Genomic DNA, 16918 nt, shown 5'->3' with positions numbered 1-16918 from the left:
CTACCCTGACACTCTATGTAGGGAGGACGAAACTTGCTGATTCCCAACGCTTGGCGACGGGTTTCAGGGCACTTGAGATGAAGGATTGACATGAGAAATCCCGTAGATACCGCCATGGCTCTGGTGCCGATGGTCGTCGAGCAGACCAACCGCGGCGAGCGTTCCTACGACATTTATTCGCGTCTCCTTAAGGAACGCATCATCTTCCTGACGGGTCCCGTCGAGGATCACATCGCAACGCTCGTCTGCGCGCAGCTTCTCTTCCTCGAGGCGGAAAACCCGAAGAAGGAGATCGCGCTCTACATCAATTCGCCGGGCGGTGTCGTCACGTCCGGCATGGCGATCTATGATACGATGCAGTTCATCAAGCCCGCCGTATCGACGCTCTGCATCGGGCAGGCCGCGTCGATGGGCTCGCTGCTGCTCGCCGCCGGCCACAAGGACATGCGCTTTGCGACGCCGAACGCCCGCATCATGGTTCACCAGCCGTCCGGCGGTTTCCAGGGCCAGGCGTCCGATATCGAGCGCCACGCCAAGGACATCCTCAAGATGAAGCGCAAGCTGAACGAGGTTTACGTCAAGCACTGCGGCCGCACCTATGAGGAAGTGGAGCAGACGCTCGATCGTGACCACTTCATGAGCGCGGACGAGGCGAAGGACTGGGGTCTTATTGACCGCGTCATCACGAGCCGCGAGGCGATCGAGGGTGCCGAGGGCGCGTAAGATCAAGGTTTTTGTGTGCGGCTGAGGCATATGTGACACATTTGTAATGGTCACGGGGCTTTATCCGCACCATAAAGCCGTTAATATCGGTCGTTAATGCTATGTTGGTTTTTGACGGCCTAGCATTTGGTATTTCGGTGGGGATTCGTTGCCACCGGCTTTGGGGCCTTGCCCCTCATCCGGTCAGTACCCCTGGAGCCTTTGAGGGCAGCGCTTGAGCGCGTGGTTCCGCAAAGGTAGTTTGAGTGGTCCGGCCATCTTCCGGGAGATGAACGGCGTGCTGGAAGGAAAGTGATATGAGCAAGGTCAGCGGCAGCAACGGCGGCGACTCCAAGAATACTCTCTATTGTTCATTCTGCGGCAAGAGCCAGCACGAGGTCCGGAAGTTGATCGCCGGCCCGACGGTGTTCATCTGCGATGAATGCGTCGAACTGTGCATGGACATCATCCGCGAGGAGAACAAGACCTCGATGGTGAAATCCCGCGATGGCGTTCCCACGCCCCAGGATATCATCAAGGTCCTCGACGAATATGTCATCGGCCAGCAGCAGGCCAAGCGTATCCTGTCGGTGGCGGTGCACAACCACTACAAGCGCCTGGCGCATGCCGCCAAGGGCACGGACGTGGAACTGGCGAAGTCGAACATCATGCTGGTCGGCCCGACCGGTTGCGGCAAGACCTATCTCGCCCAGACGCTCGCGCGCATCATCGACGTGCCCTTCACCATGGCCGACGCCACGACGCTGACCGAAGCCGGTTACGTCGGCGAGGACGTGGAAAACATCATCCTGAAGCTTCTGCAGGCGGCCGACTACAATGTCGAGCGCGCGCAGCGCGGCATCGTCTATATCGACGAAGTCGACAAGATCTCGCGCAAGTCCGACAACCCCTCGATAACCCGTGACGTTTCGGGCGAGGGCGTGCAGCAGGCGCTTCTGAAGATCATGGAAGGCACGGTTGCCTCCGTTCCGCCGCAGGGTGGCCGCAAGCATCCGCAGCAGGAATTCCTGCAGGTCGACACGACGAACATCCTGTTTATCTGCGGCGGCGCCTTTGCCGGTCTCGACAAGATCATCTCGGCCCGCGGCGAAAAGACGTCGATCGGCTTCGGCGCGCAGGTTCGTTCGCCGGAAGATCGCCGCGTCGGCGAAGTCCTGCGCGAACTGGAGCCGGAAGATCTGGTGAAGTTCGGCCTCATCCCGGAATTCATCGGCCGTCTGCCGGTCCTGGCGACGCTCGAAGACCTCGACGAGGATGCGCTGATCCAGATCCTGTCCGAGCCGAAGAACGCACTGATCAAGCAGTACCAGCGCCTGTTCGAGATGGAGGACGTGGAGCTGTCCTTCCACGAGGACGCCCTGCGCGAGATCGCCCGCAAGGCGATCATCCGCAAGACCGGCGCGCGCGGCCTGCGCTCGATCATGGAAAAGATCCTGCTCGACACGATGTTCGAGCTTCCGACGCTGGAAGGCGTGCGGGAGGTTGTCATCTCCGACGAAGTGGTGAAGGGGTCGGCCCGTCCGCTCTACATTTACTCGGAACGGTCCGACGAGAAGGCCAACGTTTCGGCCTGATGGCTGCAAATCGGTTGAGGAAGGACCCGCCGTCGGCGGGTCTTTTCGTTTCAGGCAACTCGCGGCATTTCGTGACTGGTTGGCCCGGATCAGGCGGGCCATGATACGGCATCTTCCGGCTCCACATGGGCGGTTGCGAAAAGGCGCGTGGCGGGCGAAGATGGAAGCGTCGAATCTGTTTTGCGTAAGCTCCGGTGCGTATGCCCGGGGGAGGCCGCAAGTTCCGCGACAGCGCGGAAGACTAGACTTCCTTTCGCTTGTTCGTCTGGCCCGGCACGGGGTGGGGGCACTCCGTGGTCGGACTTGAAAAAGTGTTGACCGCACGCCACTTGTGGATGGAAAAGATTACCGGCCCGACGTCTCCAAGGCGCTGCGTGGACCGGCCTCCCGGAAACGGGACGTTTGAAAGGAAATGACATGACGAAGAAGACGTCTGCGCCGCACGATTCCACGGCCTTCCCGGTCCTGCCCCTGCGCGACATCGTGGTGTTCCCGCATATGATCGTGCCGCTGTTCGTCGGGCGCGAGAAGTCGATCCGCGCGCTCGAAGAGGTGATGGGCACCGACAAGCAGATCATGCTTGCAACCCAGATCAACGCCTCCGACGACGATCCGGAAACCGACGCCATCTACCGCATCGGCACCGTCGCCAACGTTCTCCAGTTGCTGAAGCTTCCCGACGGCACCGTCAAGGTGCTGGTAGAGGGCCGCGCGCGCGCCGAGATCGACGGCTATACGGAGCGCGATGAGTTCTACGAGGCAATGGCCCATGTGCTGGCCGAGCCGGAAGAGGACCCCGTCGAGATCGAGGCGCTGTCGCGCTCGGTGGTCTCCGAGTTCGAGAACTACGTCAAGCTCAACAAGAAGATTTCGCCGGAAGTCGTCGGTGCCGCTAGCCAGATCGAGGATTACTCGAAGCTGGCCGATACCGTCGCCTCGCACCTTTCCATAAAGATCGTCGAGAAGCAGGAAATGCTCGAGACGACCAGCGTCAAGCTGCGCCTTGAAAAGGCGCTCGGCTTCATGGAAGGCGAGATTTCCGTTCTGCAGGTCGAAAAGCGCATCCGCTCGCGTGTAAAGCGCCAGATGGAGAAGACCCAGCGCGAATATTACCTGAACGAACAGATGAAGGCGATCCAGAAGGAACTCGGCGACGGCGAGGACGGCCGCGACGAGATGGCCGAGCTGGAAGAAAAGATCGCCAAGGTCAAGCTCTCCAAGGAGGCCCGCGAAAAGGCGGACGCCGAAATGAAGAAGCTGCGCCAGATGAGCCCGATGTCGGCGGAAGCCACCGTCGTGCGCAACTATCTCGACTGGCTGACGGGTATTCCGTGGGGCAAGAAGTCGAAGATCAAGACCGACCTGAACAATGCCGAGAAGATTCTCGACGAGGATCATTTCGGCCTCGACAAGGTCAAGGAGCGCATCGTCGAGTATCTCGCCGTGCAGGCCCGCTCGACCAAGATCAAGGGCCCGATCCTGTGCCTCGTCGGTCCTCCGGGCGTCGGCAAGACCTCGCTCGCCAAGTCGATCGCCAAGGCGACCGGCCGCGAATATGTCCGCATGGCGCTTGGCGGCGTGCGGGACGAGGCCGAAATCCGTGGCCACCGCCGCACCTATATCGGCTCGATGCCCGGCAAGGTCATCCAGTCGATGAAGAAGGCGAAGAAGTCCAACCCGCTCTTCCTGTTCGACGAGATCGACAAGATGGGCATGGATTTCCGCGGCGATCCGTCTTCGGCCCTGCTGGAGGTGCTTGATCCGGAACAGAACTCGACCTTCATGGACCACTACCTGGAAGTCGAATACGACCTGTCCAACGTCATGTTCGTGACGACGGCAAACACGCTGAACATCCCGGCGCCCCTGATGGACCGCATGGAAGTGATCCGCATTGCCGGCTACACGGAAGAAGAGAAGCTGGAGATCGCCAAGCGGCACCTGTTGCCGAAGGCGATCCGCGACCACGCGCTGCAGCCGAAGGAATATTCGGTCACGGACGGCGCGCTGATGGCGGTCATCCAGCAGTACACCCGCGAGGCGGGGGTCAGAAACTTCGAGCGTGAACTGATGAAGCTCGCCCGCAAGGCGGTGACCGAGATCATCAAGGGCAAGGCGACGCGTGTCGAGGTCACGGCGGAAAACATCCACGACTTCCTCGGCGTTCCGCGCTTCCGGCACGGCGAAGCCGAGCGTGAGGATCAGGTCGGCGTCGTCACGGGGCTTGCCTGGACGGAAGTCGGCGGCGAGCTGCTGACGATCGAAGGCGTGAGCCTGCCGGGTGGCAAGGGCCGGATGACGGTGACCGGCAACCTGCGGGACGTGATGAAGGAATCGATTTCGGCAGCGGCGTCCTATGTCCGCTCGCGCGCCGTCGATTTCGGCATCGAGCCGCCGCGCTTCGACAAGACGGACATCCACGTGCACGTGCCGGAAGGCGCGACGCCGAAGGACGGTCCTTCGGCCGGTATCGCCATGGCGACCGCCATCGTCTCCATCATGACCGGCATTCCGGTCTCGAAGGATATCGCGATGACGGGCGAGGTGACGCTGCGCGGCCGGGTTCTGCCGATCGGCGGCCTCAAGGAGAAGCTGCTTGCAGCGCTTCGCGGCGGCATCAAGAAGGTGCTGATCCCGGAAGAGAACGCCAAGGACCTGGCGGAGATCCCGGACAACGTGAAGAACAGCATGGAGATCATCCCGGTATCGCGCATGGGCGAGGTGATCGCGCATGCCCTGCTGCGCACGCCAGAGCCGATCGAATGGGACAGTGCCGCGGCTGAAGCAGCCAAGGTTCCGGCGGTCGAATCGGCTGAAGACAGCGCTGCCGCAATCGCGCATTGAGCCGCAAGGCCGGGCCGAGCGCCCGGCGTTTTCCCGGAAAACAGCAAAAGACCGGCCTCGGGGCCGGTCTTTTTCGTTAAAAATCGTGTGTAAACCCCGGTTTCTCAGGGGATTCCGACGAAATTTTCTTGCGGGGAGAAAGGTGATGCGTATTCTGCCCCCGACTTGAAAGAGTCGTTTCAAACCGTAAGAAAGGGGTGGAAACATGAACAAGAATGAACTCGTATCCGCAGTGGCTGAGAAGTCCGGCCTGTCCAAGACGGACGCAGCATCTGCTGTCGACGCCGTTTTCGAGACGATCCAGGGCGAACTCAAGAACGGCGGTGACATTCGTCTCGTCGGTTTCGGCAATTTCTCCGTATCGCGTCGCGAAGCCTCCAAGGGCCGCAACCTTTCGACCGGCGCCGAGATCGAGATCCCGGCTCGCAACGTGCCGAAGTTCTCGGCCGGCAAGGGTCTGAAGGACGCAGTCAACAGCTGATACGACGCCGTTGCATGATCCTTGAACCCTACCGGTTTCGGGACGACGGCAGCAGCCTTGAAGTTCTACAGCGCTTCCTGTGCGTCGATCATGACGCGCCGCGCTGTGGGCAGAGCGGTTATCCACTCCGCCGCAAATCCTGAAGTTCAGGGCAGGGGTCCGGTCTATCCGGACCCCTTTTTATTTGCGGGGAAGGGTGGCGGGTGTCGCCCTGTTGTCATCGCGCTGTAACACGAAAGCCGCAGAACCGCCGGGTTCCTATTGACCGGATCCCGGAGGATTTCATGAAAACCCGTTCTCTCACTGCCGCGCTCGCGGCGGTCCTCGCCGCATCGGTGGCTCCTGCCGCCAGCGCAGAGCCCGTATTCAATCGCATTGCGTCCTTCACCGTTGCCGACAACCTGCCGGAAGGCGTGGACAAGGCGACGCCGACCTCATCCGAAATCATCGCAGCCTCCGAGGACGGCAACACGCTCGTCTATTCCGACAGCCCGAACAAGGCGATCGGCTTCATCGACATTACCGATGCCAAGGCCCCGAAGGCCGGCGGCTCCGTCTCCTTCGAGGGCGAGCCGACCTCGGTAACGATCGCCGGCGGCAAGGCGCTGGTCGCGATCAACACGCGCGAAAGCTTCGTGAAGCCGTCGGGCGCGCTCGTCCAGGTGGATGTTGCCTCGAAGGCGATCGATGCCACCTGCGACATCGGTGGTCAGCCGGACTCCATCGCCCTCAACAAGGACAAGACGATCGCGGCGATCGCCATCGAGAACGAGCGCGACGAGGAGCTCAATGACGGAGCCCTCCCGCAGATGCCGGCCGGCGATCTGGTGCTGGTGTCGCTGAAAGACGGCGTCGTCGATTGCGGCTCGCTGAAGCGCGTCACGTTGACGGGCCTTGCCGACATTGCCGGCGACGACCCGGAGCCGGAATTCGTCTCCTTCAACGGTCTTGATGAAATCGCCGTCACGCTGCAGGAAAACAACCATATCGTCATCGTCGACGGCAAGACCGGCGCGGTGAAGAGCCATTTCTCCGCCGGCACCGTCAGCCTTGAAGGCATCGACACGAAGAAGGACGGCGCGCTCAAGTTCACCGGCGAGATGAAGGACGTCGCCCGCGAGCCCGACGCCGTGAAGTGGCTGGACGACAACCGCCTCGTCGTCGCCAATGAAGGCGACTGGAAGGGCGGCGCCCGCGGCTTCACCATCTTCGACAAGCAGGGCAAGGTTCTCCACGAGAACGGTGCCGGTTTCGAGCGCGAGATCGCGAAGATCGGCCACTATCCCGACAAGCGCAACAAGAAGGGCGTCGAGCCGGAAGGCCTGGAAGCGGCAAGGTTTGGCGACGACAACCTGTTCTTCGTGCTGGCCGAGCGCGCCTCCATCGTCGGGGTCTACAAGGATACCGGCGCCGAGCCTGAACTGCTCCAGCTTCTGCCGTCGGGCGTCGGTCCGGAAGGCGCGGTCGCCATTCCCAGCCGCAATCTCTTCGTGACCGCCAATGAAACCGACCTCGTCGAGGATGGCGGCGCCCGCTCGCATGTCATGATCTACGAGCGTGCGGAGGGCGAAGCGGCCTACCCGCAGATCATCTCCACCGAGAAGGATGGCGAATTGATCGGCTTCGGCGCGCTTTCGGGGCTGGCCCCGGTCAAGGACAAGCCGGGCATGCTCTATGCCGTGAACGACTCCTTCTACGCATCGCAGCCGACGATCTTCACGATCGATGCCACGCAGAAGCCGGCGAAGATCGTCGATGCCCTGCGCATCACGCGTAACGGCGCTGCCGCCCAGAAGCTCGACAGCGAAGGCCTGACGCCGGACGGCGAGGGCGGCTTCTGGCTCGCCAACGAGGGCGATGCCGACAAGCTCTACAGCCACGCCATCATCCAGGTGAACGAGAAGGGTGAGATCCAGAAGGAAATCGCCATTCCCGCCGAGCTGCGCGCCGGTGAGAAGCGTTTCGGCTTCGAGGGCATCACCAGCGTCGGCGAAGGCGACGACAAGGTGCTGTGGATGGCCATGCAGCGTGAGTGGGGCGACGACGAGAAGGGCTTCGTGAAGCTCGTCTCCTACAAGCCTTCCTCGAAGGAATGGGGCGCCGTGCGCTACCCGCTTGAAAAGACGGAAAGCGGCTGGGTCGGCCTTTCCGAGATCACCGCGAATGGCGACTATGCCTATATCCTCGAGCGTGACAACCTGATCGGCGATGTGGCCAGGCTGAAGAAGCTCTACCGCGTGGCGCTCGCCGACCTGAAGCCGGCCAAGCTGGGTGGTGAACTGCCGGTTGTAAAGAAGGAAGAGGTCCGCGATCTCATTCCTGACCTCAAGAGCGCCACCAACGGCTATGTCGTCGACAAGGTCGAGGGCTTTGCCATCGATGCCGCCGGCAACGGCTTCGTCGTGACCGACAATGACGGCGTCGATGGTTCTTCCGGCGAGACCCTGTTCTTCGGCATTGGCCCGATCAACGCGATGTAAGACTGGAAAGCCGGCGCTGCTTCGTGCGGGAGCGGCGCCGGCTCTCTACTGATGGCGGACAAGAGAAAGGCCGGGATCTTGCGACCCCGGCCTTTCGTTTTTAGCGCCGTCCGGCTCAGCCGACGGCTTGCAGGGAACGGGCAGGCGCTGCTTCAGCCATGCCCTCGCTCTTGTCTCTTGCCTGTTGCAGCTCGTCGGTCTTCTCGCTGAGACAGCTGATGATTTCCTTCATGTGCTGCTTCTGGTCTTCGGTCAGGACGTTGAAGATCGCCTCGATCATCTTGTGTTGCGGCTGCTGGGCGGCCGAGATGACGGTCCGGCCCATATCCGTAATCGAAACGATCTTGGCGCGTCGGTCCTTCGGATCGGGGTCGCGCTTGACAAGTTTGTCACGCTCGAGACCATCGATCGCTTCCGTCACCGTACGGGGCGCGAAACCGAGAGCGCAGGCGATGTCCGTCGACCGCTGCGGGCCCTGGCATTCCAGAAGAAGCAGGAACTTGCTGCGGGCGAGCGATACGCCTTCGTCCATCATGCACTCATTCACCAGGCGACTCACCTGGTGGTAGAGTTTGAACATGCCTTGGGAGATTTCTATCGTGCTAGTCATGAGGTACAATGTAGGTATTATGAGGGACCATGTCAAATGATCACGATGTTTTTCGATAAAGTTGATCATAGATATTGAACGATCGTTGTAAACGCTAACGGTTCGGCAACGAGCGGTTTTTCATGCCTGTTTTCAGGCTGTTCCGGGAAATAATGATTTCTTTCCTGCATAACGCTCCTCGCGTTGCGGCAAGCATTGACCCCACGGCATGCCGAGGCGATTGTCGGCCATGCCTTTCCGCTTCATTCACACCGCCGACCTGCATCTCGATTCGCCGCTCACCTCGCTCGCGTTGCGCAATGCCGACCTCGGCGATCTCGTGCGGGGCGCGACGCGCAAGGCGCTGGAACGCATCGTGGACCTAGCCATTGCGGAGACGGTGGATGCCGTCATCATCGCCGGCGACCTCTATGACGGCTCCCAGACCTCCATGGCGACGGCGCTGTTCCTGATGGGCCAGATGCGGCGGCTCGACGCGGCCGGCATCCTTGTCTTCCTCATTCGCGGCAATCACGATGCGCAGTCGCAGATCACTCGGGAGCTGACCTTTCCGCCGAACGTGCATGTCTTCGACGGGCGCGGCAAACCGGTGCGGGCAGGGGCGCTGGCGAGCGGCCGGGAGATTCACGTCCACGGCGTCAGCTTTGCGAACCCGCACGCGCCAAGCTCTCTGCTGCCGACCTACCGCGCGCCGGTGCCCGATGCCGTCAATATCGGTCTCATGCATACCAGCCTTGCCGGTGCGAGCAGCCATGACCCCTATGCCCCCGTCGGCCTTAGCGACCTCTCGGCGCATGGTTTCGACTACTGGGCGCTCGGCCACATCCACCAGCGCCGGGTACATCTCGAAAAGCCCTGGATCGTCATGCCCGGCAATCCGCAGGGCCGCGATATCAACGAGGGTGGACCGAAGGGCGTGACGCTCGCCACCATTACCGATGACGGCGAGATCACCTGCGAGGAACATCACGTGGCCATCGCGCTCTTCGAGCGGCTTTCCATCGATCTCTCCAGCAGCAATGACTGGCCCGGCATGCTCGACCATATCGAAACCGTGCTCGGCGAGGCGCGGGGGGCGGCGAACGGCGCGCATCTTGTCGCCCGTCTCATGCTAACGGGCGCTACGCCACTTGCATGGCGGCTGCGCCGTGACGAGGATCTGCTGCTTGGCGAAATCCAGAACCTTGCTGCTTCGCTGGGCGAATGCTGGATCGAGGCGGTCGAGCTTGCCGTCTCGGCACCGGCTACGTCGACGGGGTCCGATACCGGGCCGGTCGACGAGCTTTCGCACTTGATGCACGCGGACGTTGTGCAGAGCCATGCCTATCGCGAGGAATTGCGTGAAACGCTGGCCGATCTCCTGCGCCAGCTCCCGAAGGAAGCGCGCAGCCTGCTGGCGCCGGACGAGGCCGCTGAGGAGGCGCTGCTGTCCGATCTTGCGCTGCGGGGGTCCGATTCCGTCCTCGCCCGCCTCGGCGACAGCGAGAGAGCCTAGCGCATGCGTCTTGATCGCCTGGACCTCGTTCGCTACGGCAAGTTCACCGACCGCAGCCTCGATTTCGGCACGGCAAAGCCGGGCAAGCCGGATTTCCATCTCGTGCACGGCCCGAACGAGGCCGGCAAATCGACACTCTTCTCCGCCTATCTCGATCTCCTCTTCGGCATCGAGAAATCGAGCGCCTATGGCTTCCTGCACCCCTATCCGCTGATGCGCGTGGGCGGGCAGTTTTCTGTGGGTACGGAACGCCACGAAGCCTATCGCCTCAAGCGCAACCAGGCCTCGCTCGTGGCTGGCGACGACCGGCCGCTGCCTGATACGCTCTTTGCCTCCGTGCTTGGCGGAATGGACCGCAACGCCTATCGCACCATGTTCTCGCTCGATGACGAGAGCATCGAAAAGGGCGGCGAGGACATCCTGAAGAGCGAAGGCGAACTCGGCGCCATGCTGTTTTCCGCCAGTTCCGGCCTTTCCGACCTTGCGTCCGGCATTGCCGCGCTGAAGGCGGAAGCCGACGAGTTTTACCGCCCCTCCGGCCGCAAGCACGGCCTGTCCGCCCTGAAGGCGGAAATCGACGCACTGGCCACGGAACGCAAGGCGCTGGACGTCGCGGCCCGCGACTATGGCGTGCTGGTGCGCGAGCGCGATGCCGCCGCCGCCCGGCACGAGGAGGTGACGGCCGCCCGGCGTGAGGCGCGCGCCGCGCTGGCGCAGGTGGAGCGCAGCCTTTCCGCGCTGCCCTATCTTCGCCGCCTGCGGGCCTTGCGGGCCGAACTCGGCGCCTTCGACCTCGGCGCGTCGCCGCCGGTGGGCTGGCGATCCCTCCTTGGCGAACTTGCCCGGGAGGAAACGGAGATCGCCGCACGGGTCGCGCGGGTCGTTACGGACCGCGAGCGCCATGAGGAGGAGCGCGAGAGCCTTTTCGAAGACGACGCCGTGCTGGTAGCCGAGGCCGATATAGCGGCGCTCTCCGGCTCGTCGCTCGAAGCGCGCTTCCGCACCGCTGCGATGGATCTTTCCCATCGGGAAGCGGACCGCGACGGGCTTGTCGCGATGATCGGCACGGGGCTCGCCGCGCTTGGCCTGCCGCCGCAGGCCGATCCACTGGAAGTCCTGCTTCCGCCGGGCCTTGCCGACAAGCTGACGTCTCTTCTTTCACGCCGGGCAGCGCTTGCCGAACGGTCGCAAGCCGCGCTTCGCGAGCAGGCCGAAGCGGAAAAGGCGCTGGCTGCGGCAGGCGGCAAGGCCGGTACCGTGTCCGCGGAGGAGGCAGGGCGCGAAGAGGCGTTGCAGGTCACGCTCGGCGCCGTCATACGGGCGGCCCGTTCCGGCGATATTGTGGCGCGCTTGCGCGATGCACGACGCCGCCTCGCGCTTGCGCGGCAGGAGATGGATGGCGCAGTGGCGCGCCTTGCCCCCTGGGTCGGCACGGTTGAAACGCTGGAGGGCATGCAGGTTCCGGCATCGGGCGAAATCATGAGCCTGCGCCAGCAACAGGACGCGGCGAGCGAGGCATTGCGCCGGCAGCACGAACAGGTCGCCGCGCTGGAGCTGGATGTCACCGCCGCGCGGGCAACGCTCGATGCGCTGCGGAAGGTGACGGGCGCGACGGGAGAAGAACAGGCGGGCCAATTGAGAGCGGCGCGCGAGACCGCCTGGCATACGCATCTGGCGCGTCTCGACCGCGAGACTGCGGCAACGTTCCAAGACGCAATGCACGCCGATGATCGCGCCATGGACACGCGCTTGCGCAACGCCGACCGCCTTTCGGAACTGCGCGTCCTCGAGCGCACGACGGCTGAAGGCATGGCGCGGCTTGAGACGTTCCAAAATGAGAGCATGCGCCTCGAACAGGCGGCTGCAAGGATCGATGCGGAAGTGTCGGCCCTTGGCCGCCGTTGCGGCTTGCCGGAAGCAACGCCGCTGGCAGAGATTGCCGCCTGGCTCGAACGTCGGGACGCGGTTTTGGAAAAGCGCGGCGATCTTGCACGCCAGACGGTGGAGGCCGATCTCGTCGAGCAAGAGGCGGCGGACCTGCTGTCGCGGCTTTCAGCTCTTCTTGCGGCGGGGCTTGCCGAGAGCATCGCTCTCGATGAAGCGCTTTTCCACGCTGAAGACCGGCTGGAGGCGTTGAAGGCCGCTCGCGCCGAGCGGCTTGCCGCAGCCGAGCGTCTTGTCCGCGCAAAGGCGGATGTCGACATGCGCCGTAAGGCTGCGGCGGAAGCCGCGGGGGCGCTTGCGGCGTGGCAGGAGGCATGGACAGGCGAGATCGCCGGCACATGGCTTGCTTCGGAAAAGGCGCCTGCCGAGCCGGACCGCCTTGCCACCCTGCTTCCCGCCTTGCAGGCGCTCGGCACGAACGTCGAGCGGCGCGGCGAACTGGATCATCGCATTGCTGGCATGCGCCGCGACCAGCAGGACTATTCCAGCCACGCACGCCGCCTTGCGGAGCGGCTTTCCGAGCCGTTCAATGCGGATGATCCGCTGTCCACCGTCGCGAACCTCTCCCATCGGCTCTCCGCCGCCAAAGCGGTCCGCGAAAGACGCGAGGCGATCGACAAGGCGCTGGTGCGGCTTGGCGAGGAGGAGCGGGCGCTGGAGGAACGGCGCGCCGTTCTGACGGTGCGACTATCCGAAATCTTTTCCTTCCTCGGTTGCGATACGCTGGGCGAGGCGGAACTGTTGCTCGAAGCCTATCGCAAGCGGGATGACATTCTCGGACGCGTGGACGATGCGGCGCGCGATCTTGCGCAGCAGATGCGCGTGGAGACCTGTGAGGAAGCCGAAGCGCTGCTTGCGGCGGTCGACGAGGACCAGCTTGCCGGGGAAAAGAGCGATCTGTCCGCCAGACTGGATGACCTGGACCGCGAGGTGCAGGAGCAGCATCTGGCGCGGGCGCGGGCGGATGAGGCGCTTGCACGGATCGCCGGCAGCGACGAGGCGGCCGCGCTGGAGGAGCGCCGGCGCACGGCGCTGATCGAGCTTGCGGAGAAATCGCGGCGCTACCTTGCGACCCGCGCCGGCATATTGGCGGCGGAACAGGCTTTGCGGCTCTATCGCGAGCGTCACCGCAGCGCCATGATGGAGCGGGCGTCGAAGACCTTCAGGGACATTACTGGCGGCGAATATGCCGGGCTTTCGACGGTGCTGGAAAAGGATAGCGAGTTCCTTGTCGTCAATGCCGCCGGGGGCGGCTCGAAGCTTGCAAGGGATCTTTCCAAGGGCACGCGCTTCCAGCTCTACCTTGCGCTGCGCGTTGCGGGCTATCACGAGATCGCCGCGAGCCGCGAGATCGTGCCCTTCATTGCCGACGACATCATGGAGACCTTCGACGACAGGCGCGCGCTGAATGCCCTGCGCGTCATGGGCGACATGGCGAAGGGCGGACAGGTGATCTATCTGACGCATCACCAGCACTTGAAGGATCTCGCGCTGGAAGCCTGCCCGGAGGTCACGCTCCATGAATTGTGAGGGCTGAAACGTTTGCACTCTCAAGAAAGCGTTAACGTCCGGAACTTGACTTGCCCTGTGGTAAATGGTTCTTGGCGCACGATTGCTACCGCTGCGAAGCCTGCTTCGCGCGGCGCTTCGCCTTTACGAAACGGATAGGCATGACAATGAGGACCGGGAAAGAGGCGACCATGTGGGAGCGGGGTTTTGCACCCGTCGGCTTCCTCGTGCTGCTCTTCACGCTGTTCCTCTCGCAGTTCTCGCTGCCTGAAAATACCGCAAATCCCGGCCATCCGCAGCGTACCGCCGCTGAGGGCGGCGTCGCACCGTCGCCGCTTTCCAACGCCGGCGACGAATTCTGGTTTCCGGCGAACGGTCATGCGGAGCGGCGGGTCGCCAAGGCGAAGACCGGCTTGCCGGACGGTGAAGCCGCCGGCAAGGCGTTCCTGCCGGGCGCCGGCCCGGTGCTCTATCCCTTTGAAATCGCCTCGTCCGAGGCCTTTGTCGCTGCTGACGACGTTGCGCCGGCTCTCTCCGGCAATGCCGCGTTCCGCAGCCGCGCGCCTCCGGCTTTTGCCGCCTGAGGCCCTGTGGCGTCGTTGACGCCGCGCCATTCGATTGAAATTTCGATCCCAGCGGACGGCGTCGACCCATCGTGGCGCGCTTTCCGGCAGTTGAAGTGGAACACCCCCATGAAAACCTCCAAATGGGCACTGTTTGCCACCGCCATCATCATCCTTTTCGGGGTGCTTGCGGCCGTGCCGAACATGCTGACGGCCGAACAACAGGCCAAATACGGGCATCTCCTGCCCGCCAACCCCGTCACCCTCGGTCTCGACCTGAAGGGCGGCTCGCATCTCGTGCTCGAGGTCGATTCCGCGGCGCTGCGCAAGGCGCGCATGGATGCGCTGCTCAACGATACGCGCGCCATCCTGCGCACGGCGGGCCAGCGCGCTTCGGCGGCTCGCCTTGCCGGCACGACGCTGACCGTGACGCTGCCCGATCAGGCTGCACTCGACAAGGTGTTGCCGGAAGTGCGCAAGCTCGCCACGCCGACAACGACGCTCGGCTTCGGTGCCGGCTCTTCCGACATCGAAATCTCGACCGATGGGCTGGCGATCAACGTCACGCTGACGGAAGCCGGTATCAACGAGCGCATGTCGGCTGCCGTCGAGCAGAGCCTTGAAATCATCCGTCGCCGCGTCGACCAGGTCGGCGTTGCCGAGCCGCTCATCCAGCGTGTCGGCGGCGACCGCATCCTCGTCCAGTTGCCGGGCCTGCAGGACCCGACGCGCCTGCGCCAGCTGCTTGGTTCGACCGCGCAGATGAGCTTCCACATGGTCGACCAGACCGTGGATCCGAACGGCGTCGCCCCGCGCGGCGTGATGATCCTGCCGGGCGCCAACGATCCGGGCAAGTATGCCGTGGAAGAGCGCGTCGCCATTTCCGGTGACCGTCTGGCCGATGCCAAGGCCGGTTTCGACCAGCGCACGAACGAACCGATCGTCTCGTTCAGCTTCGATTCCACCGGTGCCCGCCAGTTCGCTGAAATCACCCAGGCCAATGTCGGCAAGCCCTTCGCCATCGTTCTCGACGGCAAGGTGCTGACCGCGCCCGTCATTCGCGAGCCGATCATCGGCGGCCAGGGCCAGATTTCGGGCAACTTCAACCCGCAGGAAGCGACCGTTCTTTCGGCGCTGTTGCGTTCGGGCGCTCTGCCGGCCCCGCTCACCATCATCGAGGAACGCACGGTCGGCCCGAACCTCGGTTCCGACTCGATCCGCATGGGCCTCTATACCGGCTTTGCCGGCCTGATCGCCGTCGTCGTCCTGATGCAGGTGCTCTACGGCTCCTGGGGCCTTATCGCCAACCTCGGCCTCGTGCTGCACACGGTTCTGACGATCGGCACGCTCGGCCTTCTCGGCTCCACGCTCACCTTGCCCGGTATTGCCGGTATCATCCTCGGCATCGGCATGGCGGTGGACGCCAACATCCTGATCAACGCCCGTATCCGTGAAGAGACGGCGGCGGGCGCGGGGGCGATGAAGGCGCTCGATGTCGGCTTCAACAAGGCCTATGCCACCATCGTCGACGGCAACATGACGACCATGGTCGGCATGATCCTGCTCTTCATGTTCGGCTCGGGTCCGGTGCGCGGCTTCGCGATCACCATGATCATCGGTCTTGCGATCTCGATGTTCACCTCGATCACCTTCGTGCGCTTCCTGATGCGCGAGACGGTGATGCGCCGCAAGATGAAGAAGATCGACATCCATTCGATCTTCGGGCAGGTCTGGGCCATTCCGACCTTCTCCTTCATGCGCGGCCGCTATATCGCGATCGCCATGTCGGCCTTCATCTCGATCAGCTCTGTCATCCTGTTCTTCACGCCGGGCCTCAACTACGGCATCGACTTCGTCGGCGGCATCCAGGTCGAGGCGACGTCCAAGACGCCGATCGATCTGGCGCCGCTGCGCGAGAAGATGGAGGGTCTCAACCTCGGAGAGGTGGCGCTGCAGGAATTCGGTCAGGGCACGTCCGTCCTCGTTCGCGTCCAGCGCCAGCCGGGCGGCGAAGAGGTGCAGACCGCAGCGCTCCAGCAGATCCGTGACGGGGTTGCTGAAGTGATCCCGGATGCCAGCTTCGAGCGGACGGAAGTCGTCGGCCCGACGGTCAGCGGAGAACTGGCGCGTTCCGGCTTCCTTGCCGTCGGCCTCGGCATGCTGGCGATCCTGATCTACATCTGGTGGCGCTTCGAATGGCACTTTGCCGTGGGCGCCATCGTGACGCTGCTGCTCGACATCACCAAGATGATCGGCTTCTTCTCGCTGATGCAGATCGACTTCAACCTGACGGCCATCGCCGCCGTGCTGACGCTGATCGGGTACTCGGTCAACGACAAGGTGGTGGTGTACGACCGCATGCGCGAGAACTTGCGCAAGTACAAGTCCATGCCGTTCTCCGATCTCATCGACCTGTCGATCAACCAGGTGATCATGCGATGCATCTTCACCTCGGTCGCCGTCGCAGCCTCGCTGCTGCCGATGGCGATCTGGGGTGGCGATACGGTCAAGCCCTTCGCCTGGCCGATGCTTTTCGGCGTTGTCGTCGCAACGACCTCGTCGATCTATATCGGCGGTCCGATCCTGCTGTTCCTCAGCCGCTGGTGGAAGGATCGCGACACGGCGCGTGCCGCCGGGTCGGCAACCCCGCCAACTGCGGAAGCTTGAAAACAGAACGGGCGCCCTTGAGGCGCCC

The 16918-nt window shown here is 63.3% G+C and carries 10 protein-coding genes; 9 read left to right on the top strand and 1 reads right to left on the bottom strand.

Annotation, left to right across the window (positions count from 1 at the left end):
* The first annotated feature begins 90 nt into the window (after nucleotides 1–90).
* The 5 genes from clpP (at nucleotide 91) to WA950_RS16510 (ending at nucleotide 8102) form a co-directional block, all read left to right on the top strand.
* The gene (clpP, locus tag WA950_RS16530; RefSeq protein ID WP_424552809.1) at nucleotides 91–723 is read left to right on the top strand and encodes an ATP-dependent Clp endopeptidase proteolytic subunit ClpP; all 633 of its coding nucleotides are present in this window, start codon (nucleotides 91–93) and stop codon (nucleotides 721–723) included.
* Between the two features lie 296 nt (nucleotides 724–1019).
* Entirely contained in the window at nucleotides 1020–2297 is a 1278-nt protein-coding gene (gene clpX / locus WA950_RS16525) for an ATP-dependent Clp protease ATP-binding subunit ClpX (RefSeq protein ID WP_424552808.1), read from the top strand.
* Between the two features lie 417 nt (nucleotides 2298–2714).
* Nucleotides 2715–5141, top strand: coding sequence for an endopeptidase La (gene lon, locus WA950_RS16520; RefSeq protein WP_424552807.1), 2427 nt, complete (start codon nucleotides 2715–2717; stop codon nucleotides 5139–5141).
* 205 nt (nucleotides 5142–5346) lie between these two features.
* Nucleotides 5347–5622: a DNA-binding protein HupB gene (gene hupB / locus WA950_RS16515; protein ID WP_424552806.1), complete on the top strand. Its 276-nt coding sequence runs from the start codon at nucleotides 5347–5349 to the stop codon at nucleotides 5620–5622.
* Nucleotides 5623–5906: 284 nt separating this feature from the next.
* Nucleotides 5907–8102: an esterase-like activity of phytase family protein gene (locus WA950_RS16510; RefSeq protein ID WP_424552805.1), complete on the top strand. Its 2196-nt coding sequence runs from the start codon at nucleotides 5907–5909 to the stop codon at nucleotides 8100–8102.
* A gap of 115 nt (nucleotides 8103–8217) precedes the next feature.
* Here the strand turns inward: WA950_RS16510 and WA950_RS16505 are convergent, their stop codons facing one another.
* A complete protein-coding gene (locus tag WA950_RS16505) occupies nucleotides 8218–8682 on the bottom strand; it encodes a MarR family winged helix-turn-helix transcriptional regulator (protein ID WP_424552804.1) in 465 nt (154 codons plus the stop codon).
* Nucleotides 8683–8941: 259 nt separating this feature from the next.
* On the opposite strand from WA950_RS16505, the gene WA950_RS16500 reads away from it, so the two are divergent.
* The 4 genes from WA950_RS16500 to secD all read left to right on the top strand — a co-directional run bounded on the left by WA950_RS16500 (nucleotide 8942) and on the right by secD (nucleotide 16890).
* Nucleotides 8942–10207: a metallophosphoesterase family protein gene (locus WA950_RS16500; protein ID WP_424552803.1), complete on the top strand. Its 1266-nt coding sequence runs from the start codon at nucleotides 8942–8944 to the stop codon at nucleotides 10205–10207.
* 3 nt (nucleotides 10208–10210) lie between these two features.
* Complete coding sequence (locus WA950_RS16495) at nucleotides 10211–13681, top strand: AAA family ATPase (RefSeq protein WP_424552802.1); 3471 nt, start codon at nucleotides 10211–10213, stop codon at nucleotides 13679–13681.
* Between the two features lie 146 nt (nucleotides 13682–13827).
* Nucleotides 13828–14244: a hypothetical protein gene (locus tag WA950_RS16490; RefSeq protein ID WP_424552801.1), complete on the top strand. Its 417-nt coding sequence runs from the start codon at nucleotides 13828–13830 to the stop codon at nucleotides 14242–14244.
* Nucleotides 14245–14352: 108 nt separating this feature from the next.
* The gene (secD, locus tag WA950_RS16485) at nucleotides 14353–16890 is read left to right on the top strand and encodes a protein translocase subunit SecD (RefSeq protein ID WP_424552800.1); all 2538 of its coding nucleotides are present in this window, start codon (nucleotides 14353–14355) and stop codon (nucleotides 16888–16890) included.
* Nucleotides 16891–16918: the final 28 nt, after the last annotated feature.

The sequence above is a fragment of the Shinella sp. genome (assembly GCF_049651085.1).
Taxonomy (GTDB): Bacteria; Pseudomonadota; Alphaproteobacteria; order Rhizobiales; family Rhizobiaceae; genus Shinella.
Note: the sequence above shows the minus strand (reverse complement) of the source record. Positions and strands in the feature narration are given on the sequence as shown.